The following is a 20,558-nucleotide window of genomic DNA, read 5'->3' as shown; positions in this document are numbered from 1 at the left end:
GATTCCTCATAAATTATAATATGCTAATTTACCTCCCAATATATTGCGGGCAATATATTGCCATTGTTGCTGATTCCTTCCCCCAGTTATTCCTAGCTTGCTTGGGCTAACATATTGATTCGGAAGGCGGGCCGATGATTGTTGTCGTAGACGACAGAGATTTAGTGACTGAAGGGTACTCTTCCTGGTTCGGTCGCGAGGGCATCACGACAACGGGTTTTACCCCTACCGATTTCGATGAATGGGTGGAGAGCGTTCCGCAGCAGGATATCATGGCTGTCGAGGCCTTCCTGATTGGCGAATGTGCGGATCAGCATCGGCTTCCGGCCCGGATTCGTGAACGCTGCAAGGCGCCTGTGATCGCCGTCAACGACCGCCCGTCACTGGAACATACGCTTGAGCTGTTTCAATCCGGAGTTGACGATGTTGTCCGCAAGCCGGTGCATGTGCGTGAAATCCTTGCGCGCATCAATGCGATCCGCCGCCGCGCAGGCGCGTCCGCCGCTTCCAACGACAGCGGCACCGAGCTTGGCCCGATCCGTGTTTTCTCCGATGGCCGCGACCCGCAGATCAATGGCATCGATTTTCCGCTGCCGCGCCGCGAGCGCCGCATTCTGGAATATTTGATCGCCAATCGCGGTCGCCGCCTCAACAAGGCGCAGATTTTCAGCGCGATCTACGGTATTTTCGACAGTGAAGTCGAAGAGAACGTCGTTGAAAGCCATATCAGCAAGTTGCGCAAGAAGCTGCGTGAGCAGATGGGGTTCGATCCGATCGATTCCAAGCGCTTCCTCGGCTACTGCATCAATATCGAGTGATATTGCTGCATCTTCCGCATTCCCCAGTATCGCGATTTCGAGCCTTTTTACGAATTCCCGGAATCGCGTCGGTCCCCCAGTAAAAGCGTAGAAAATCCCGAGGCTACAGTTTCACGCAAGCGTGGTCCGTTAGCTTTATCGCGGATGAGTGGGTCGCCGCGCCGATTCCACCGCTCGGTTTTACGAATTCCAGCTTGAAAGTTTCAGACTTTGAGCTGGTTGCTACAACTAATCAGGAGCTGCCAATGAGCCTCTACGGTATGATGCGGACCGGTGTTTCGGGAATGAACGCGCAGGCAAACCGCCTGTCGGCGGTCGCTGACAACATCGCGAATGCAAGCACCGTCGGTTACAAGCGCGCGGAAACCCAGTTTTCGTCGCTCGTTCTGCCCAGCACTGGCGGACAATATAATTCCGGCAGCGTTCTGACCAATGTGCGCTACGGCATTTCCGATCAGGGCGGCATCCGTTCCACCTCCTCCACGACCGACCTTGCCATCGACGGCAACGGCTATTTTGTGGTGCAGGGAGCGGATGGCTCGACCTTCCTGACCCGCGCCGGTTCCTTCGTTCCCGACAAGAACGGCAACCTGGTCAATTCAGCCGGCTATTATCTGCTGGGCGCAGGCCCGAACGATCCGGCTGGCGCGCTGACAATGGCCGGTTTGAACATCATCAATGTCAACAGCGCAGCACTTCCGCCGGAGGCCAGCACGTCCGGCAATTTCACGGTCAATTTGCCGTCTACCGATCAGATCCCGGCGGCGGGCGAGTTCAATCACAAGACGTCGCTGATCTCCTATAATGACAAGGGCGAGAAGATCACGCTGGACGTCTATTTCACCAAGACCGGTGCGGATGAATGGAGCGTCACGGTCAAGAATGCAGCGGACGATGCCGTGGTCGGTGGCCCGACGACGCTCACATTCGATCCGACAACGGGCGACATGACGTCTGCCGGTGGCATTGCGATCGATCTTGGACCTTATGGCGGTCAAAACCTCAACCTCAATCTGGGTGCATCGACGCAGCGCGCCGGTGACTACACGATCTCGCAGGCTCAGATTAACGGTCAGGCGCCATCTTCGGTCAAGGGCGTGGATGTGGCCAATGACGGATCGGTTGTCGCCATCTACGAAAACGGCACGCAGAAGGTTCTGGCGCGCATTCCGCTCGCCAATGTCGCAAGCCCGGATCGCATGACGGTCGTGAGCGGAAACGTGTTCCTGCCAAGCGCGGAATCGGGCGATGTCCGCCTTGGTTTCCCGCAGAGCGATGGCATGGGCAAGGTCATGTCGGGCACATTGGAGGAATCCAACGCCGATATTGCGCAGGAACTGACCGACATGATCGAGGCGCAGCGCAGTTATACGGCCAATTCGAAAGTATTCCAGACCGGTTCCGAACTGATGGACGTGCTGGTCAATCTGAAGAGATAAGTCGAGACGATTCCGGGGATGGCAAAGAAGTCTTCCCCGGAATTGCAGCATTGAGAATACGGACCGTTCAGGCAACAGACACGGTCCGCACATGGGGCAGTTCCGATACCAGCGGAATTATCAGGGGCTTTCCAGGTGTTTGTTTTAGCCGCATTTCCGGACGCGAAACCGCTTCGCGCTTTTCGGGGATGCACTTGTAGGATGGGGTAAGATGTCGCTTAGTTCTGCTCTTCTGACGGCCAAAAGTTCGCTTGCGGCAACGTCCAAGCAGACCTCCGTTGTCTCTCGCAATATTGCGGGCGCCAACGATCCGGATTATTCCCGGCGCACGGCTTCTCTCGTATCGGGGCCTTACGGTTCCCTCTACGTGGGCATCAGCCGGTCGGCGGATGAGGCCTTGTTCAACAAGTTCATCCAGTCGAACAGCACGGCCTCTTCCTCTTCCATTCTCGCAGGCGGGCTTGACCGCCTTTCGTCGCTTTATTCGGCGGATAATTATTCCGGCTCGCCGTCGGCGCTGATCGGCGATCTGCGCGATGCGCTTCAGACCTATGCCGCATCGCCGTCCAACAGCGCGCTCGGCGACAGTGTCGTATCCACGGCGCAATCGCTTGCCAATGCGCTCAATGCCGGAACCAAGCAGGTCCAGTCCCTGCGCAATGATGCGGACCGCGAAATCGCGGATTCTGTTGCCAACATCAATGATCTTCTCGCCAAGTTCGAAAAGGTCAACCAGGAGATCGTCGGTGGCACGCGGGCCAATCGCGATGTCTCCGACTATATGGATCAGCGCGACTCGATCCTGAAGCAGCTTTCCGGCGAGATTGGCATCACCACCATGATGCGCGGCGACAATGATATGGTCATTTTTGCTGAAAACGGCGTGACGCTGTTCGAGACGACGGCGCGCAAGGTGAGCTTCGAGCAATCGACCGTGCTGGCGCCGGGCATTGCAGGCAAGGCGGTGCTGGTGGATGGCGTTCCGCTCAACCACGAGACATTCGACCAGCCTTATGGAACGGGTCGTCTGAGCGGCTTGCTTCAGTTGCGCGACCAGATCGCCCCGCAATACCAGATGCAGCTTGACGAAATTGCGCGCAATCTGGTGACGATGTTTGCCGAAAGCGACCAGACCGGCGTTGGCGCAGACAAGACGGGTCTGTTCAGCTGGGCCGGATCGCCGGATGTTCCAGGCGCGGGCATCTCGGCAGGCATTGCAGGCACCATCAAGGTATCTTCGGCCTTCGTTACATCTGAAGGCGGCAGTTCGCTTCTTCTACGTGATGGCGGAGCTAACGGGACTGACTACAAATACAATACCGAAGGTGCGGCTGGTTTCAGCGATCGCCTGCGCGCGCTCAATGAAGCGTTTTCCGAGCCGATGACCTTCAATTCGGTGGCGGGTCTGGCGACAAATTCCAGCCTGACGGACTATAGCTCATCGTCGATAAGCTGGCTTGAAGGCAAGCGCCAGAAGGCCAACAGCGAATTCTCCTATAATGCGACGATTGCCGGCCAGGCAGATGCAGCCCTCTCCAACGCCAACGGTGTCGATATGGATACCGAAATGGCGCTGCTTCTCGATCTTGAACATTCCTATCAGGCATCGAGCCGGGTGCTGACCACGATCAGCGCAATGCTCGACGATCTTCTCAACGCGGTGTGAGGCCAATGAAAGCGCAATCGATTTCCACCTATGGCGCAACGTCAGCCCTGCGAGCCCTTGTGGCGAAGAACAAGGCCGAAATGTTGAAGGCGCAGCAGGAAGCGACCACGGGAACCGTGTTCGATGTCGGCCTGTCGCTCGGCTCCAAGTCCGGCCAGACCGTATCGTTGCGCAAGGAATATGATCGCCTGAGCGTGCTCACAGACATGAACAAGCTGGTGCAGCAGCGCATGAATGCGACGCAGACCGCTGCCGGTACGATCATCGAGAATACGCAGAACTTTTTGGGCGACCTGACGGGCGCCAACAATACCGCTGAAAGTGCTGCCACGATTGCAAAGTCGGCAAAGTCCATTCTCAACTCCGTCACCGGCCTGCTCAACACCAGCTATAATGGCGAATATATCTTTGCCGGTGTAAACACCGATGTGAAGCCGGTTGCCGACTATACCGAAGGCAGCGCAGCGCAGACAGCGGTGCGCCAGGCGTTTCAGACGCATTTCGGTTTTGCCATCGACGATCCGCAGGTGGCGAACATCACCGGCGACGAGATGAAGGCCTTTCTGGAGGGTGATTTCGCCGACGAGTTCAACGATGCCAACTGGGCCGCAAACTGGTCGGATGCGTCGGACACGGTCATCAAGAGCCGCATCTCGCCGACCGAAACTGCCGATACATCGATTTCTGCCAATGCGGACGGTTTCCGCAAGACGATCATGTCGGCGGTCATGGTGGCCGAATTTGCAACCATCGGCCTAAATAACTCGGCTTTCGAAGCCCTGACGCATCAGGCCATGCAGACGACGACGACGGCGATCACCGAAACGACCTCGGAACAGACGACGCTCGGTCTCGCCCAGTCGCGCACCGAGGCGGCGACGACACGCATCGCGGCGCAGCAAAAGATCCTGAACCAGTCCGTACTCAATCTCGAGGAAGTCGATCCTTATGAAGCGGCGACGCGTGTCAACGCGTTGAAGACGCAGATCGAAACGTCCTATTCGCTGACGGTCCAGCTGCAGAATATGAGCCTGCTCAACTATCTCAGATAGTTGAGATGAAATGAGGACGGACGCAGCATGATGCGAGCCCGTCCGAACTGATAGACGGAGAAACCATGTATCAGATGCGCTACGAAGATGTCATGAATGACGATATGGCGAGCGCCAAGGAACGGGAACGGGCATTGTTCGACCGTTCCATCGCAATGCTCGAGGCGGCGAAGGAAAATGGCAGCGGCTCGCGCGAGGCGATTGACGCGACCTATTTCACGACAAAGCTCTGGACCACGATCATCGACGATCTGGGGTCCGAGGAAAATGTGCTGCCGAAGGAACTGAAGGCCGCGATCATTTCCGTCGGTATTTTCGTGCTGAAGGAAATCGAGCGCATCCGCCAGGGCGAAAGCAATGATTACGCCACGCTGATCGAGATCACGCAGTCGATCCGGGATGGGCTTTGAAATGACCCCAAACGGAAAGCCGGCCATTCGCCTTTCGCTGCGCGCAGGTGAAAGAATCTTTATCAATGGTGCAGTACTGAGAGCCGACCGCAAGGTTTCGCTCGAACTTCTGAACGATGCGACCTTTCTCCTGGAAAATCATGTTCTCCAGCCGGAGGACACGACGACGCCGCTACGCCAGCTTTATTTCGCGGCGCAGGTGATGCTGATCGAACCGGCCATGCGAGAGCAGGCCCACACCACTTTCGCGCAGATGCTGAAGGGTATGTTCTCGACGTTCAAGGATGCGGAAATCCTGAACGCGCTGAAGCTGGTCGACGAGCTGGTTCATAACGGGCGTGTCTTCGAGGCGCTCAAGACAATTCGCGCGCAATATCCACGCGAGGCCGAACTGATGGGCCATGAAAGCCCGGCTTTGCCCGCGGCTGCAACCCGGAAATCTGCGGAGGCAAACCCATGACCACGACATCGCCGATTGGCACGAATACGACGAATAACAACACGACGAACAACAGCAATTCTGCGGCCAACAAGGCAAGCGTCGATTATAATTCCTTCCTGAAGCTTCTGGTGACCCAGATGCAGAATCAGGACCCGACGCAGCCGATGGATGCGACACAATATGTTTCGCAGCTTGCGACCTTCTCCAATGTCGAGCAGTCCGTCCAGATGAACAGCAAGCTTGAAACGCTGATCGCCAACACGTCTCTGACACAGGCCGAAGGCTGGATCGGCCGCACGCTGACCAATGCCGATGGCAGCATATCGGGCGTCGTGAAATCCGTTACCATTCAGTCGAACGGCATGCTGGCCGAACTGGAAGACGGCAAGACGCTGATGATCGGCGCAGGCGTCAAGATCAGCTAGGAACCGACGCGGTGAACGAAGCCGACGCGCTAGATATCGTCAATTCTGCAATCTGGACCGTGCTTATGGCAAGCGGCCCGGCGGTGCTTGCCGCCATGCTTGCAGGCATCGGCATCGCGCTTTTCCAGGCGCTGACGCAGATTCAGGAAATGACGCTGACCTTCGTGCCGAAGATCATCGTCATTTTCGTTGTGCTGGCCCTGACCGCGCCATTCGTCGGTGCACAGATCAATTCCTTCACGCTGCTGGCCTATTCCCGCATCGAGAAGGGTTTCTGACCGCCTTCATAAGTCGCAGGACATGACGACAGAAAGCGGCGTAAAACCCAACCGGTGAAACAGCGCATGTGCCCGCTCGTTGCCGAGATTGCTTTCGAGAAACATCTTTTCGATACCGGCGAGGCGGCACTGATCCCGCACCCATTGCAGCATGGATGAGCCGATCCCCATGCCGCGATGGTCGCTGCCGACCAGCAGGTCCTCCAGTATCGCATAAGGCCGATCCGCGTCGGGTCGTGCCGTAAGAAAGGCGATGCCTGCCAATCCATGACCGGCTTTGGCTGTGACAAGCCGGATTCCCGGCGATGTCCCACCCCCACGCCCTTTGGCCTGAATGGCGAGATCTGCAATCTTCCGGTGGAGATCGGGACTCCATCTTTGTGCGTCCAGCGCACGGCCCCACTGAATATCCGTGTGGGAAATATAGGTTGATCCGGCGTTTCGGGTGAAGAATGCCGCAATTTCATCCGGGTCTGGGAAGCCATCATACCAGCAGAAAACAACCGCTGTGTCTGACCGTTTAGGTCCGCTCCCGCATGTATCCATGATTTGTTCTTTCAAAAGAACCAGTGTTCTCCCGGGTGGGAAGACCGTCAATGCCAACTCCTTGGTGGCTAAGGCTTCCCCTTCCTCCGCGTAGCCTTCGCGCAAGCTTCGCGAGCTAAGGTCCGCTTCGTAACAGGAGACGGATGTGCAGCAGGCAGCGGCTAAACCCTTGATGAAAAGCGGACTTCTGACCGGCAGCGATATGGGTCTGGCGGTTGGCATCATCATCATTCTGACGGTGCTTTTCCTGCCTGTTCCGGCTGTCGTGCTGGATATCGGCCTGGCATTTTCGATCGCGTTCTCGGTTCTGATCCTGATGGTTGCGCTCTGGATTCAGCGCCCGCTCGATTTTTCCGCCTTTCCGACGGTACTGCTGATCGCCACCATGATGCGATTGTCGCTCAATATTGCGACGACGCGCGTGATTCTCACCCATGGCAATGAGGGCTATCTCGCCGCCGGGCATGTGATCCATGGTTTCTCGCAATTCGTGATGGGCGGCGACTTCGTCATCGGTCTGGTCGTTTTCTGCATTCTCATCATCGTCAACTTCCTCGTTATCACCAAGGGCGCGACGCGTATCGCGGAAGTGGGCGCGCGCTTCACCCTCGATGCCATTCCCGGCAAGCAGATGGCGATTGATGCCGATCTCTCCTCCGGCCTGATCGATGAAAAGGAAGCGCAAGCGCGCCGTCGCGAGCTGGAAGAGGAAAGCTCCTTCTTCGGCTCCATGGACGGTGCTTCCAAATTCGTGCGCGGCGATGCGATTGCGGGTCTCATCATCACCGCCGTCAATATTTTCGGCGGCATCATCATCGGCGCTACGCGCCACGACATGGATATTGCGCACGCAGCCGATGTCTTCACCAAGCTGTCGGTCGGCGATGGTCTGGTCACACAGATTCCGGCCCTGATCGTCTCGCTTGCCGCCGGTCTTCTGGTGTCGAAGGGCGGCACGCGCGGCTCCGCCGATCAGGCGATCTTCGGTCAGCTTGGCGCCTATCCGAAGGCGCTTCTGGTTGCGGCGATGCTGCTTTTCGTCCTCGGCATCATGCCGGGCCTGCCAGCCTTCCCGTTCTTCATGCTGGGTGGCGCAATGGCTTTCATCGGCATCGCCGTGCCCCGTCGACAAGCGCGCCAGCGCGAGGCGGAAGCCAATGAGGCCGGCAAGAAGCAGCGCGCAGCGGAAGAGCAGGAGCGCAATTCCGTCAAGGCATCGCTCGAAACCAACCAGATCGAGCTTTGCCTCGGCAAGCAGCTTTCTGCCCGCCTGATCGCATCGCAGCAGGAGCTGGCGCACCGCGTCAACAAGATGCGCCGCAAGTTTGCGCAGGAATACGGTTTCGTCATCCCTGAAATAAAGGTCACGGACGATATCGCGCTTCCGCCGAAAAGCTATCGCATCAAGATACACGGCACGGCAGTCGCCAGTCACGAGCTGCGTGTCGGTGAAACGCTTGTCGTGCTTGGCGACCGCCCGATCCCGTCCATTCCGGGTGAGGAAGTGCGCGAACCGGCCTTCGGTATGCGCGCCTATTCCGTACCGGAAACCTTTGCGTCCGATCTCCGCCGCGATGGCTATATGACCGTGGACAATCTCTCAGTCCTGCTGACACATTTGAGCGAAATCGTCCGCAACAATCTGGCCCAGCTTCTTTCCTACAAGGATATGCGCATTCTGCTGGACCGTCTCGGCTCTGAATATCGCAAGCTTCTGGAAGATATCTGTCCGACGCATATTTCCTATTCGGGCCTGCAGGCGGTGCTGAAGCTGCTGCTCGCCGAACGCATTTCCATCCGCAACCTGCATCTGATCCTTGAAGCCATTGCGGAAATCGCACCGCTCGTTCGCCGTCCGGAAATGATTGTGGAGCATGTCCGCATGCGCATGGCGCAGCAGATTTGCGGCGATCTTTCCGACAATGGCGTGCTGAACGTTCTGCGTCTCGGCAATCGCTGGGATCTGGTCTTCCACCAGAGCCTCAAGCGTGACGCCAAAGGTGAAATCGTCGAATTCGACATCGATCCGCGCCTGCTGGAACAGTTCGGTACGGAGGCCTCCACCGTCATTCGCAAGCATTTCGACAATGGCGAGCGTTTCGTGCTGGTTTCGTCACCGGAAGCGCGACCGTATATTCGCATGATTATCGAGCGGCTGTTCGCCACCCTGCCGGTGCTGTCCCATGTTGAAATCGCGCGTGGCGTGGAGGTGAAGTCACTGGGTGCGATTTCGTAGAAGGTCAGCGTTCGTCGATCCTCTGATCCTTCGATCCTTCGAGACGGTTCCCTTCGCTTTGCTCAGGGAACCTCCTCAGGATGAGGGGAGCGAGGATTGGAGACGCCCTGCCCGCGCTCAGGGCACTTCCTCAGGATGAGGAAAGAGTTCTAGCGTCCACACCCCTCATCCTGAGGAGCCATGTCGAGCTTGCCGAGGCTTGGCGTCTCGAAGGGCGAGGGGGAGTAGTTATTGCTTCATACGATGAAAGGGCCTTGAGTGCCTGTCGCGCAACTGCCGCTCAACGAAATCATCCTGGCCGCCGTTCTGGCGTTCTGCCGCATTGGCGCGTGCCTGATGCTGATGCCGGGGCTTTCGAGTGCGCGCATTCCGTTGCAGGTCAGGCTCTATATTGCACTGGCCTGTTCATTCGCGGTTCTGCCGCTGGTGTTGCAGCGTATCGTTACCGTTGTCGATGCCGGGCAGCCGTGGACCCTGTTCCGCCTGATGGCGAGCGAAATGTTCGTCGGCGCGGTGATCGGCATTCTGGCGCATATCTATTTCTGGGCGCTGCAATTCATGGCCAGCACGATGGCGGTTTCAGTCGGCTATTCCGGTTCTCCTGCCGATGCCATCACCGAAAGCGAACCGCAGGCGACACTTGCAACCATTGTCACTTTCAGCGCTCTGTTCCTGTTCTTCATTACCGATATGCATCTGGAAATCTTCCGGGCACTGCTCAATTCCTATGTGGCGATTCCGGTTGACGGGCAGTTTCGCCCCGATGCGGCAATGATCGACTTCACCGATGCGCTTTCGGCGGCGTTTCTGGCAACGCTGCGTATCGCAGCGCCGTTCATCGTTTTTGCGATTCTCGTCAATTTCGCCATCGGTCTGGTGAACAAGCTGACGCCGACCATACCCGTTTACTTCGTATCGATGCCATTCGTGCTGGGGGGAGGGTTGCTGGTGGTCTATTTCATCCTGCCGGAACTCCTGCGTTTCTTCACCAACGAAACTGCGACGCAGCTTCGCGAGCTGTTTTGAGGGCAGCTATGACGAATCCGCGCAATCTCAAGAAGCTCATTGAACTGCAAAAGCTCGGAAGCGCCCGGCTGGAACAGGCTCTTGCTGCAGCCAATGCGCGCAAGGGCGCGCTGGATGAAGAGCGAGAGGCGCTGATCGCCATGCAGGATCGCCGCTATGATGGCGATGCGCTTAATATCGATCCGTCGCTGCTCATCAAGCGCCTCGGCAATAACGCTGCCGAATCGCAGCAGCTTGAGCAGCGTCTCGAATCACAACGCAAAGCACTTTTGCAGGAACAAAGACGTGTCGAGTTGCTGGAAGATCGCCTGACGGATGCTGAAAATGATCGCGAACGGCGCGAACTTTTCAGCCTGATCGAGGAATTTATTAGCCGGAAAACGACAAATAGGCCGCAAAACCCTGATTGAGCGCAAAATCGAGGCTGAACGCACGCACAAGTTTCAGTCAAGTTTGACCCATTATGGTGCAATCAACAGAAGAAGGAATGGTGCATGGCGATCAACCCGCCGTCAGATCTGGTGATGGACGTGGCGCGTGCCGCCGATCCGCAAGCCTATCGTATGGCAGCGGAACGGTTGAAAGCGCCGTCCGCATCCGGGACCATGGTGGCATCCGCCGCCGGTGACGGGCTGACGCGGGATAATTTCGCCAGCTTTTCCGACAGCCTTGCGGCTGGGGTCAGCGTGCGACCGGATGCGCAAAATGTGGCCAATCCGGCCTACCGCAAGTTTGAGGCCTTCATGCTGCAATCCTTCGTGCAGTCGATGTTCACCAGTGACACGACGGCGACCTTCGGGAAGGGGATTGCCGGTGAATACTGGAAGTCCATGATGGCGGAAGCCATGGCAAACAAGATGGCGGATGGCGGCGGTGTCGGCATTGCCAAGTTGCTTGAAGAACAGGCGGCGCGCAACGGGCGGGCAGACGCGCCGACGACGATAGCGTTAGGAGACGTGATCAATAATCTGGGAGAAAGTGTGAGCCAGAACGGCGTATCGAAGGACATCGTGCATGGCTTCGAACGCAAGCTCATTCAAAAGCAACTTGAGCATGTCTCCCAAAAGCGGGAACCGCCTTCGCGGGGAAATCAGTCCACTGGACTGATTTCTGATCCCGCTACGATGGGAAAAAGACATGCGTAAAAATAAAGAGATAGAGCGGTTCCCAGGGCTCTATTCTACCGGGACCGCTCTAGACAACAACAGCGATACGGACAGCGCGCGCGGCTGATTGGCCCGCAACGACAAGCGTCCGCCATGCTTCATAATTGAGGACCCCTAAATGACCGAGACAAGCTCTGAAAACAGCCTGCCGCCAGAGGATTCGCAAATCGTCGCTATGACGAGCGAACCGGGTCAGGCACTGGCAGAGGAACAGGCCGAGAACCCCACATTGAAGCCGGTCGTGCGGGCAATCCAACGTCTGGAAGATGTCATCGATACTGAAACGCGTCTTCTGCTGGAAGGCGGCAATCCGGATCTGGCGGAAATCAACTCCCGCAAGAGCCGTGGGCTTTACGATTTCAACAAGGCGATCAAGAAAGCGGCCAGCGCTGCCGAACCGGCGACGATGAAGCGGCTTCAGCCGCTGCTCGACAGCCTGAAGCAGAAGCTCGAGAAGAATTGCGAAGCGCTGCAATTGCATCTGCGTGCCGTCGGTGAACTGGCCGACCTCATTCGCGGTGCGCTGGAAACGCAGGAAGCTGACGGCACCTACAGCATGCAGAGCGTGAGGCTCGGTCACGCAAGATGATCCGCATCATTGCCATCGGTCTGTGGATCTGCGCCGTTGCTTTCGGCTCGCTTTTCCTGGCGGTTCGCCAGAATGCCTCATCTTCGGATGGGGTGCAGGCCGCGACCAGCGGATTTGGCGGCGTGGATTACGTCAAGACTGATGTGATGAGCGTGCCGATCATCTCGAATGGTGGCGTTGCCGGTTATGTGGTGACGCAGCTTGTCTATACGATCGATTCGAACATTCGCAAGAAGCTGACCGTGCCGCTCGAATTCTTCATCAGCGATGAAATCTTCCGCAAGTTCTATGGCAGCTATTCGGATACGAAAGAGGTCGAGAAGGTGAGTTTCGAGGACGTACGCGCCTCGATCATCACCGATCTCAATGCGCGGTTCCCCGAGCCGGTCATCAAGGACCTTCTGGTCGAGCAGTTCAACTATATTTCAGCGGAAGAAATCCGCGCCATGAACATGCGCGGCACGCCGACACCGACGGCACCGGCCAAACATGAGCCGGAGAAGCAGGCAAATGCAGAGCCTGTCAGTCACAGCGAATAGTATTTTCCTGCAAGCTGGGCGAGGCGCTCTTCGTCCAGCGGTGCGACTGCCGGGTCAGATACAAGCTCCACGCCCAATTCACGGCCATTGCGCCAGGCAATGCGGGCCAGAAGCGCGCGCCCATAATAATCGTCAAACAACCAGAAGCGTTCAGGCAGGGTGGGAACTTCGACAGTTCTCAGCTTGGCGCCATGGGGTGCTATATCGCTGAACTGGCATTCAATGATAAACCGTCCGTCGAGGCCCACAATCTTTCCGGAGCGCAGCCTTGTACGCTGCCTCTCTTCCCTGCGACGTTCATGCGATGGCTTAACCCGTGCCATATCGAAATCTTACCTGCTATTCCCCACTGCATCGGCCTGAAAATCGGAAACGATTTTCAGAAAGTACGATGCGCAGTTTCCCGAGGCTAATCTAGCAGGTTTCGATTGCCGATGCGTTACTTTTTAAACCGGGATTTTGCGGACATGGTTACCTTGAACAGGTTCCTGTTTGTTAGTGCTCGCCGCAGGCTTCGCAGAGGCCGCGCAGCTCCAGTGTCGTCTTGCGCGACTTGAAACCGTTCTGAAGGCTCCATGCGCTGACAAGATTCTCGATGGCCGCGTCGGAGAACTCAGTCACCTGACCGCATTTCTCGCAAATCGCGAAAGCCACCAGACCTTGTTGATGGCATTGCGGATGCGCGCAGGCAACGAAGGCATTGAGGCTTTCGAGGCGATGGATCATCCCGTAATCGAGCAGCTTTTCCAGTGCGCGATAGACCTGCAGCGGTGCGCGGAAACCGTCGTCTCGCAACTGGTCGAGGATCGTATAGGCGCTGAGCGGCCCTTCCGCCTTGGACAAAACGTCGAAAACCAGTGTCTGATTGCGGGTCAGGTCCTGCGGGGCGTGATGATGGTGATGCGTGCTCATTGTCCAGCGATCCGTTTCGGTGATGCCTGTTCCCTCTTATGTAGGGGTAGCAGGCTCAAAATGAAAATGGCAAGCGCCGCGACCACGATGGAAGGGCCGGATGGCGTGTCGAAATGAATGGAACCATAAAGCCCGCCGATAACCCCCGCGGCTCCGATCAATGAGGCCAGAATGGCCATCTGCTCGGGCGTGGAGGAAAAGCGGCGTGCCGTCGCAGCCGGAATGATGAGCAGCGAAGTTATCAATAGAATTCCGACAATCTTCATCGCAATGGCGATGACGATGGCCAGAAGCAGCATGAAAACAATGCGCGACAGGGCCGGGTTCATGCCTTCGGCGCGCGCAATATCCTCGCTGACGGTGGCGGCAAGAAAAGGTCGCCACAGCCAGGCCAGAATCGCCAGCACGAATATTCCACCGCCATAGATGAAGGCGATATCCATTCGCGAGACGGCAAGAATATCGCCGAACAGGAACGACAGCAGGTCAACACGCACCCATGTCATGAAGGCGACGAGGACGAGGCCAAGCGACAGCGTGGCATGGGACAGGATGCCGAGGAGCGAATCCGCCGACAATGTATGCCGACGCTGCAAAAGCAGCAGAATGGCTGAAATGGCCACCGCAACCGCAAACACGCCAATCATCAGATTGATGTCGAAAACAAGCGCCAGCGCCACGCCGAGCAGGGCGGAATGGGCCATGGTGTCGCCGAAATAGGCCATGCGTCGCCAGACGATGAAGCAGCCGAGCGGGCCAGTGGTGAGCGCCAGTCCGACACCGGCGATGATGGCGCGGGTGAAGAAATCGTCAAGCACGCGGCGCGCTCCCTTCGTGATGATGATGTTCGTGGTCATGTCCGTGTGCATGCTCATGATGATGGCCGTCATCGGCATGGCAGTGTTCCGTCACCGAACCGTCGGCATGAAGCACGCGCCCATCGGGCAGATGCGTGTGATCGTGGTGATGCTCATAAACGGCAAGCGGCCCAACGGCCCGGCTGCCGAACAGCCGCATATATTCAGGGCTTGCCGTCACGTCGCGCGGCGTCCCGCTGCAGCAAACATGTCCGTTGAGGCAGATCACGCGGTCGGTCGCCGCCATGACCAGATGCAGGTCATGCGAGATCAAAAGCACGCCGCAGCCTGTATCGTCGCGCAGTTTCGCAATCAGTTCGTACAACGCCGCTTCGCCGGAGAAATCGACGCCTTGCACCGGTTCATCCAGCACCATGAGGTCCGGCTTGCGGGCAAGTGCCCGCGCCATCAGCGCCCGCTGGAATTCGCCGCCCGAAAGGTTGGCGATCTCCGCCTTTGCAAGATGCGGAATGCCCACCACTTCCAGCGCCGTCTCAATATCCTGGCGTGAGAGAGGCCCCGTCAAAGTCATCAGGCGCTCGACCGAAAGTGGCAGCGTACGGTCGATATTGATCTTTTGCGGCACATAGCCGATGCGCAGGCCCGGTGCGTGGATCACGCTTCCTTCGTCGGGCTTCAGGATGCGCAGCGCCATCTTGGCGGCAGTACTCTTGCCCGCGCCATTCGGACCGATCAGGGTGACGATCTCCCCGCGCTCGACACCAAGGTCGACATTGCGCACAAGCCAGCGCCCGTCGCGATAGACGCCGGCATCTTTCAGTTCGATCAATGTTTCCCGCGCCTTTTCGGCGGGGAGGGCGGTCTTCCTGCTCATCTGTTCGGGGCTTTCACTGCCTGCATGTTCTTGTCCCACACACGGATCATCCGCCGCTGTGATTTTTCCAAAATGGGGGTTGCCTCACCTTATGGCAGACGTTATAGCATAACGCAACTGACGTAATAAAATAACATATCACTTGAATATGATGCCCTTCCCCAATCGTACAAGAGAGAGACCATGAAACATCTCCGCTCCCTCCTCCTCGCCTCAGCATTTTTGTCCGGTACGGCAAATGTCTCACTTGCCGCAGAACGCGACGGCGTCGTGGTATCGATCAAGCCGCTCCATTCCATCGTTTCCGCCGTCATGCAGGGTGTGGGCGAGCCGAAACTGATCGTTCAGGGGGCGGGTTCGGAGCATGTCTATAGCCTGAAACCGTCCGATGCCGAAGCAATCGAGCACGCCAAGGTGATTTTCTGGGCCGGCCCGTCGATGGAAACCTTCCTCGACAAGCCCATCGATACGCTTGGCGATGGCGCAAAGGTTGTCGCGCTTGGCGAGGCAGATGGCCTGACCAAGCTGAAGTTCCGCGAAGGCGGCCCGTTCGAGGCGCATGACCATGGCCATGAAGGCCACGACCATGGCGCCGAAGGTCATGACCATGCTCACAATGACAAGAAGGATGCCGCGGATGCCGACAAGGGGCACAATCATGCCGCCGAAGCTTCGGAAAGCGGGCATGAGCATCACCATGGTCACGGTGAATATGATCTTCATTTCTGGCTCGACCCGCAAAATGGCAAGGTTTTGGCGGCGGATATCGCCAGGACGCTCGGCGAAAGCGACCCCGAACATGCCGCGCAATATGAAAAGAACGCCAAGGATTATGGTGAGAAACTCGATGCGCTGACCAAGGACGTCGCCAGCGAACTTGAGCCGGTAAAGGACAAGCCGTTTATCGTCTTCCATGACGCCTACCAGTATTTCGAAAATCGTTTCGGTGTGAAGGCGGCTGGGTCGATCACGGTCAGCCCGGAAAAGGCGCCGGGCGCTGCGCGCATCAAGGAAATTCACGAGAAAATCAAAACGCTTGGCGCAACCTGCGTGTTCTCCGAACCGCAGTTCGAGCCGAAGCTGGTGAAAACCGTTATCGACGGCACGGATGCCAAGACCGGTGTTCTCGATCCGTTGGGGGCAGAATTGAAGGATGGTCCGGATCTCTATCCGCAACTCATCCGCAATCTGGCGGATTCTTTGAAGGGCTGTCTTTCGAAATAACAGCCGCAGCCGCTTCCCTTTGCTGCCGATTTGCTGAATGTCCGCGCATTCAGAAGGCGGCTGCAAATGTGCCGGGCTGTACCCTGCTTTAACTAACGGGAAGCCCGGCACTGTTGAGTTCGAAGCGATCTGATTGACGCAGATCGAAACTTTCATTTCCACACACCCAAGGGCGGCTCAGGCCGCCTATTTTCGCCGCTAGAGTTGTAATGATATAACATTAAGGAGAAGAGAATGCGTAGCTTTGTGAGGGCGCTTCAAGCCGGTGCGGTTTTAACTTTTCTTGCACCCGCAGTTGCGGGTGCGCATGGCATCTGGATTGCCGAGCGACACGGAACGCAGGCTGTTGTTTACGGTCACGGCGCAAGCGACGAGGCCTATGATCCGCAGAAGCTCAAAACGGTTACGGCCAAGGATGTAACAGGCAAGGATGTCGCCGTGGAAATCAGGCGACAGGAAGATCATGCTCTGCTGGGCGTGCCCCAGGACGCAGTCGTGGTCAGCGGCACGTTCGACAATGGCTTCTGGGCTGAGGGTCCGGACGGCAAGTGGGTCAACAAGCCGAAATCGGAAGTGCCGGGCGCAAAACAGTCCAGCCAGAGTCAGAAATTCGCTGTCGCCATTCTGGATCATCTGCGCAAAAAGCCAGAGGCCCAAGGCTTGCCCTTCGAAATCGTTCCGTTGATGGACCCGACAATATTGCAGGCAGGCAATGAGCTTCACGTGCAGGTTCTGTTTGACGGAAAGCCGGTCGAAGGCGTCGAGGTCACGGCGGATTATGTCAATGACAGTCATGCGGCACCGGCGAAAACCGATGCGGAAGGCATCGCCAGAATCAATATCCGCAACGCAGGCCTCAATGTTGTTGGGGCGGGCTATTCCAGGCCGCTCTCTGATTCTAAGGAAGCGGACAAGCTCAGCTATTTCACCACGCTGACCTTCAACCTCGATCATCACCATCACGATTGATTCTACCCAGTTTGATGAGGAACGGAGTCATGAGAAAGAGACTGCCTGTTACGGTCTTGTCCGGTTTTCTCGGGGCCGGAAAGACCACACTGCTCAATCACGTGCTCAATAACCGCGAGAGTCGCCGCGTCGCGGTGATCGTTAATGATATGAGTGAAGTGAATATAGATGCCGCCCTCGTTCGTGAGGGCGGCGCCAATCTCTCCCGCACGGATGAACAGCTGGTTGAAATGACCAATGGCTGCATCTGCTGCACATTGCGCGATGATCTCCTGAAAGAGGTTTCGCAACTGGCAGCGCAGGGACGCTTCGACTACCTGCTGATCGAATCAACCGGCATAGCCGAGCCGTTGCCGGTTGCCGCCACGTTTGAGTTCCGCGACGAGAAGGGCAACAGTCTTTCGGATGTCGCCAGGCTCGATACGATGGTGACGGTTGTGGATGCCGCCAATCTGCTGAAGGACTATGCGTCGAGCGATTTTCTGCGCGATCGCGGAGAATCCCTTGGTGAAGATGACGAGCGCACGCTTGTCGATCTTCTGGTCGAACAGATCGAGTTCGCCGACGTCGTCGTGTTGAACAAAATATCGACCGCTTCAAAAGAGGAGCGTGATCTGGCGCACAAGGTCATCCGCTCGCTCAATCCCGATGCCCGCATCGAGGAGGTCGATTTCGGTGAAGTGACGCTCGACGCCATACTGGACACGAAGCTCTTCGACTTCAACAAGGCGCATGAGCATCCGCTCTGGTACAAGGAGCTGCATGGCTTTGCCTCGCATACGCCCGAGACCGAGGAATATGGCGTTCGCTCCTTTGTCTATCGCGCGCGGCGTCCTTTTGATCCCGAACGGTTCCAGTCCTTCATCGATAAGGGCTGGCCGGGCGTCGTGCGGGCAAAGGGCTTCTTCTGGCTTGCCACCCGTCCGGATTTTGTCGGTGAAATCAGTCAGGCGGGCGCGTTGGTGCGCACCGGAAAAAGAGGGCGCTGGTGGTCATCCGTGCCCAGACAATACTGGCCGGCAGAACCCGAATGGCAGCGCGCCATGGAACCGTACTTCCATAAAATATGGGGTGATCGGCGTCAGGAGATTGTGTTCATCGGTGTCGATCCGATGCAGGAAGATGCGCTCGTCGATGAGCTGGATCAATGTCTCCTTGAGGAAGAAGACTTCGTGCCGGAGCGCTGGTCGGGGCTGAATGATCCGTTCCCGAACTGGTCGGCAGCCGCCTGAGGCCTATTCAGACAGTGAGGCTATATCCATGGCCTTGCTGTCAGCGAGCGTCCGGTGATCCAGAACGCTGGCAATGGCTTCGCGCACATCCAGCATCATATGGCGCACTTCGCATTCGTCCTCATCGCAATCGTCACACGGGCGATAGTCTGTCTTGCTGGCGCAGGCGATGGGGGCAAGTGCTCCGTCGAGTGCGCGGATAATATTGCCGATGGCGATTTCGTTGGCCGGACGGGCCAGACAGAAGCCGCCGCCCTTGCCCTTGCGGCTCAGGACGAATCCGGCATTGCGAAGCTCGGTGAAAATATTGTCGAGAAACTTGCGCGGTATATGGTGCTTTTCGGCGATTTCGCTGGCCGAAACCAGTTGTCCATCTGTAACGCCCGCCAGATGCACCATGGCTTTCAGACCATATTTGCCTTTTTTAGTCAGCATGCCACCCCTGTGGGGCATTTCCTCTGGGAACGGAAACCGGTTTCCGTCCGGAAATGCAAGAAAAGAATACACCACACACGCCGCCAGTGTGAACCGGCACCGTTTCGCAAAATCAGGCCGAATATCTGTTAGTGCCTGTATATAAGAAGTTAGGGGGTAAACCCCGCCGCGACAAGTCTTTTTGCCGCTACAGCATCGGCCCGAAAATCGGAATCGCTTTTCAGCAAGCAGGATGCGTGAATTCTATAGTGTGGAGCATCCGCGACGGCGCATGGCGTTCTGGCGGCTAATTTCGTCGGTTTGCCAGCATGGCGAGCGACAATGCTCCCTGCAACGCATCGCCAAGTGCGGGCCGAAAGAGTTCCCGATGCGGCAGAAATGGCAGCGCTGCATAGGATGGTGCAAGACCTCCTGTCAGACTGAACCGGCCAAGCGTTTCAATGTCGAGCCGATCCAGACCACGGGCAATATAAGAGCAGGCGCGGCGCAGGATCGAAAGGCCGAGCGCATCGCCCTTATGCGCATAGTCGAAGACGATGGGAGCGAAGGTGGCGTAGTCTGCGGCCGTCGCCGTGCGCGAGAAGGTGATGATCTGGCGCATGTCACCGCCGAACCGTGCCAGCACGGCATCGGCAAGTTCCGTGTGCTCCGTCATGCCGTCGAGAGCAAGCAGCGTCTCTTCAAGAAGTTCCCGACCAAGCCGCGCGCCGCCCGCATGATCGCTCAGCATGAAGCCGCGCCCGCCGACAATCTCGAATGCGTCCTGTTCTCTTTTAACGAAGACCGATCCGGTGCCGAGAATGACGATCGCACCGTCATCCGAACCGAGAGCACCTTGCAGGGCGGTAACAGCGTCGGAAACGATCTTCACCTTGCCGAAGGGTAGGCTCTGTTCAACGCGATCCTTGTCCGGGAGCGAGTTTGCGCCTGCGAGCCCGAACACGGCGCAGGTCTCATTCAATATAGAGACATCCAGTCCTGCATCGTGCACGGCCAGTGTCGCTGCGCGCATGATATTATCCAGAGCCGTCGCCGGATCTGCGCCAATATTGGCAGGGCCACTCGTGCTTCGGCCTATGGGGTCACCATTGCTGTCGGCAAGTAGCGCCCGGCATCCGGTGCCGCCGCCATCGACTGCCAGTATATAGGGCATAGGCCTCATGCTCGTTCATCCAATTGTCATGGTAACTGTCATGGAATCGTCGCAACCGTTCGAATGGCCAGTTTTTCCCAGTTGAAATTTGGTTAAAAAGGACCATATTGGCTGTGGAAAGAAAATTCCTGCTTTTTTACGAAACTGCGTTGACAGATTTGTTTAGTGGGGTCTATATGGCGCCACAACGAGGGCGGCGACGCTGCTAGCGGCAGACTGGTTCGTCCCTTGAGTTGGTTGAAAGAGTTTGACAGCGATGTTTGGCTTGAGTAGATCGGCGGCATTGGCGGGATGAGAGTTCTGTTGATG

General features: G+C 57.2%; 24 protein-coding genes and 1 pseudogene. 17 read left to right on the top strand and 8 right to left on the bottom strand.

Annotated elements, in window-relative coordinates:
- Positions 1–134: 134 nt before the first annotated feature.
- The 8 genes from ftcR to fliQ all read left to right on the top strand — a co-directional run bounded on the left by ftcR (position 135) and on the right by fliQ (position 6,530).
- Complete coding sequence (ftcR, locus tag F9K94_RS05550) at positions 135–818, top strand: flagellar transcriptional regulator FtcR (protein ID WP_061347667.1); 684 nt, start codon at positions 135–137, stop codon at positions 816–818.
- Positions 819–1,063: 245 nt separating this feature from the next.
- A complete protein-coding gene (locus tag F9K94_RS05545; RefSeq protein ID WP_151644176.1) occupies positions 1,064–2,257 on the top strand; it encodes a flagellar hook protein FlgE in 1,194 nt (397 codons plus the stop codon).
- A gap of 211 nt (positions 2,258–2,468) precedes the next feature.
- A complete protein-coding gene (gene flgK / locus F9K94_RS05540; RefSeq protein WP_151644174.1) occupies positions 2,469–3,923 on the top strand; it encodes a flagellar hook-associated protein FlgK in 1,455 nt (484 codons plus the stop codon).
- Between the two features lie 5 nt (positions 3,924–3,928).
- Complete coding sequence (locus F9K94_RS05535; RefSeq protein ID WP_151644171.1) at positions 3,929–4,975, top strand: flagellar hook-associated family protein; 1,047 nt, start codon at positions 3,929–3,931, stop codon at positions 4,973–4,975.
- Between the two features lie 65 nt (positions 4,976–5,040).
- The gene (gene flaF, locus F9K94_RS05530; protein WP_061347671.1) at positions 5,041–5,385 is read left to right on the top strand and encodes a flagellar biosynthesis regulator FlaF; all 345 of its coding nucleotides are present in this window, start codon (positions 5,041–5,043) and stop codon (positions 5,383–5,385) included.
- A 1-nt stretch (position 5,386) separates the two neighbouring features.
- A complete protein-coding gene (gene flbT / locus F9K94_RS05525) occupies positions 5,387–5,845 on the top strand; it encodes a flagellar biosynthesis repressor FlbT (protein WP_151556689.1) in 459 nt (152 codons plus the stop codon).
- Positions 5,842–6,252 (top strand): flagellar hook assembly protein FlgD, encoded by a 411-nt coding sequence (gene flgD / locus F9K94_RS05520; RefSeq protein WP_151644169.1) that lies wholly within the window; start codon positions 5,842–5,844, stop codon positions 6,250–6,252. The genes flbT and flgD overlap by 4 nt, the downstream gene beginning before the upstream one ends.
- A gap of 11 nt (positions 6,253–6,263) precedes the next feature.
- Positions 6,264–6,530 (top strand): flagellar biosynthesis protein FliQ, encoded by a 267-nt coding sequence (gene fliQ / locus F9K94_RS05515; protein ID WP_006469393.1) that lies wholly within the window; start codon positions 6,264–6,266, stop codon positions 6,528–6,530.
- 6 nt (positions 6,531–6,536) lie between these two features.
- On the opposite strand, the gene F9K94_RS05510 is transcribed toward fliQ, so the two are convergent.
- Positions 6,537–7,076: a GNAT family N-acetyltransferase gene (locus F9K94_RS05510; RefSeq protein ID WP_192799450.1), complete on the bottom strand. Its 540-nt coding sequence runs from the start codon at positions 7,074–7,076 to the stop codon at positions 6,537–6,539.
- 172 nt (positions 7,077–7,248) lie between these two features.
- Between F9K94_RS05510 and flhA the strand changes: the two genes are divergently transcribed.
- The 6 genes and pseudogenes from flhA (at position 7,249) to F9K94_RS05480 (ending at position 12,632) form a co-directional block, all read left to right on the top strand.
- The gene (gene flhA / locus F9K94_RS05505) at positions 7,249–9,312 is read left to right on the top strand and encodes a flagellar biosynthesis protein FlhA (protein ID WP_192799482.1); all 2,064 of its coding nucleotides are present in this window, start codon (positions 7,249–7,251) and stop codon (positions 9,310–9,312) included.
- 258 nt (positions 9,313–9,570) lie between these two features.
- Positions 9,571–10,338, top strand: a complete 768-nt coding sequence (gene fliR, locus F9K94_RS05500) for a flagellar biosynthetic protein FliR (protein ID WP_012093494.1) — start codon at positions 9,571–9,573, stop codon at positions 10,336–10,338.
- Between the two features lie 8 nt (positions 10,339–10,346).
- Positions 10,347–10,748 (top strand): hypothetical protein, encoded by a 402-nt coding sequence (locus F9K94_RS05495; protein WP_151644163.1) that lies wholly within the window; start codon positions 10,347–10,349, stop codon positions 10,746–10,748.
- A gap of 84 nt (positions 10,749–10,832) precedes the next feature.
- Positions 10,833–11,387: pseudogene (locus F9K94_RS05490) on the top strand (rod-binding protein); the annotation flags it as partial.
- Between the two features lie 235 nt (positions 11,388–11,622).
- On the top strand, positions 11,623–12,093 hold the full coding sequence (locus F9K94_RS05485; RefSeq protein ID WP_151644161.1) for a flagellar protein FlgN: 471 nt from the start codon (positions 11,623–11,625) through the stop codon (positions 12,091–12,093).
- Positions 12,090–12,632, top strand: a complete 543-nt coding sequence (locus F9K94_RS05480; RefSeq protein ID WP_151644159.1) for a hypothetical protein — start codon at positions 12,090–12,092, stop codon at positions 12,630–12,632. Before F9K94_RS05485 ends, F9K94_RS05480 begins: the two co-directional genes overlap by 4 nt.
- On the opposite strand, the gene F9K94_RS05475 is transcribed toward F9K94_RS05480, so the two are convergent.
- The 4 genes from F9K94_RS05475 to F9K94_RS05460 form a co-directional block, all read right to left on the bottom strand.
- On the bottom strand, positions 12,620–12,955 hold the full coding sequence (locus F9K94_RS05475) for a PilZ domain-containing protein (protein ID WP_061347678.1): 336 nt from the start codon (positions 12,953–12,955) through the stop codon (positions 12,620–12,622). The genes F9K94_RS05480 and F9K94_RS05475 overlap by 13 nt on opposite strands.
- Before the next feature lie 172 nt (positions 12,956–13,127).
- Positions 13,128–13,544: a Fur family transcriptional regulator gene (locus F9K94_RS05470; RefSeq protein ID WP_010660758.1), complete on the bottom strand. Its 417-nt coding sequence runs from the start codon at positions 13,542–13,544 to the stop codon at positions 13,128–13,130.
- Positions 13,541–14,401, bottom strand: a complete 861-nt coding sequence (gene znuB / locus F9K94_RS05465; protein ID WP_151645294.1) for a zinc ABC transporter permease subunit ZnuB — start codon at positions 14,399–14,401, stop codon at positions 13,541–13,543. The genes F9K94_RS05470 and znuB overlap by 4 nt, the downstream gene beginning before the upstream one ends.
- Positions 14,355–15,236 (bottom strand): ATP-binding cassette domain-containing protein, encoded by an 882-nt coding sequence (locus tag F9K94_RS05460; RefSeq protein WP_151644157.1) that lies wholly within the window; start codon positions 15,234–15,236, stop codon positions 14,355–14,357. The genes znuB and F9K94_RS05460 overlap by 47 nt, the downstream gene beginning before the upstream one ends.
- A gap of 183 nt (positions 15,237–15,419) precedes the next feature.
- Here F9K94_RS05460 and znuA point away from each other — a divergent pair, with 183 nt between their 5' ends.
- The 3 genes from znuA (at position 15,420) to zigA (ending at position 18,661) form a co-directional block, all read left to right on the top strand.
- Positions 15,420–16,460 (top strand): zinc ABC transporter substrate-binding protein ZnuA, encoded by a 1,041-nt coding sequence (znuA, locus tag F9K94_RS05455; RefSeq protein WP_151644155.1) that lies wholly within the window; start codon positions 15,420–15,422, stop codon positions 16,458–16,460.
- A gap of 234 nt (positions 16,461–16,694) precedes the next feature.
- Positions 16,695–17,429, top strand: a complete 735-nt coding sequence (locus tag F9K94_RS05450; protein ID WP_151644153.1) for a DUF4198 domain-containing protein — start codon at positions 16,695–16,697, stop codon at positions 17,427–17,429.
- A 29-nt stretch (positions 17,430–17,458) separates the two neighbouring features.
- Positions 17,459–18,661 (top strand): zinc metallochaperone GTPase ZigA, encoded by a 1,203-nt coding sequence (zigA, locus tag F9K94_RS05445; protein WP_061347682.1) that lies wholly within the window; start codon positions 17,459–17,461, stop codon positions 18,659–18,661.
- A 3-nt stretch (positions 18,662–18,664) separates the two neighbouring features.
- Here zigA and F9K94_RS05440 read toward each other — a convergent pair whose 3' ends face one another.
- The 3 genes from F9K94_RS05440 to F9K94_RS24590 all read right to left on the bottom strand — a co-directional run.
- Positions 18,665–19,096 (bottom strand): RrF2 family transcriptional regulator, encoded by a 432-nt coding sequence (locus F9K94_RS05440; RefSeq protein WP_061347683.1) that lies wholly within the window; start codon positions 19,094–19,096, stop codon positions 18,665–18,667.
- A gap of 286 nt (positions 19,097–19,382) precedes the next feature.
- On the bottom strand, positions 19,383–20,249 hold the full coding sequence (locus F9K94_RS05435; protein ID WP_151644151.1) for an N-acetylglucosamine kinase: 867 nt from the start codon (positions 20,247–20,249) through the stop codon (positions 19,383–19,385).
- A gap of 92 nt (positions 20,250–20,341) precedes the next feature.
- Positions 20,342–20,558 (bottom strand): hypothetical protein (locus F9K94_RS24590; RefSeq protein WP_210250245.1); only part of this gene is annotated, 217 nt, incomplete at its 5' end.

The organism is Brucella tritici (assembly GCF_008932285.1).
Taxonomy (GTDB): domain Bacteria; phylum Pseudomonadota; class Alphaproteobacteria; order Rhizobiales; family Rhizobiaceae; genus Brucella; species Brucella tritici.
This window is presented reverse-complemented; position numbering and strand designations above follow the sequence as displayed.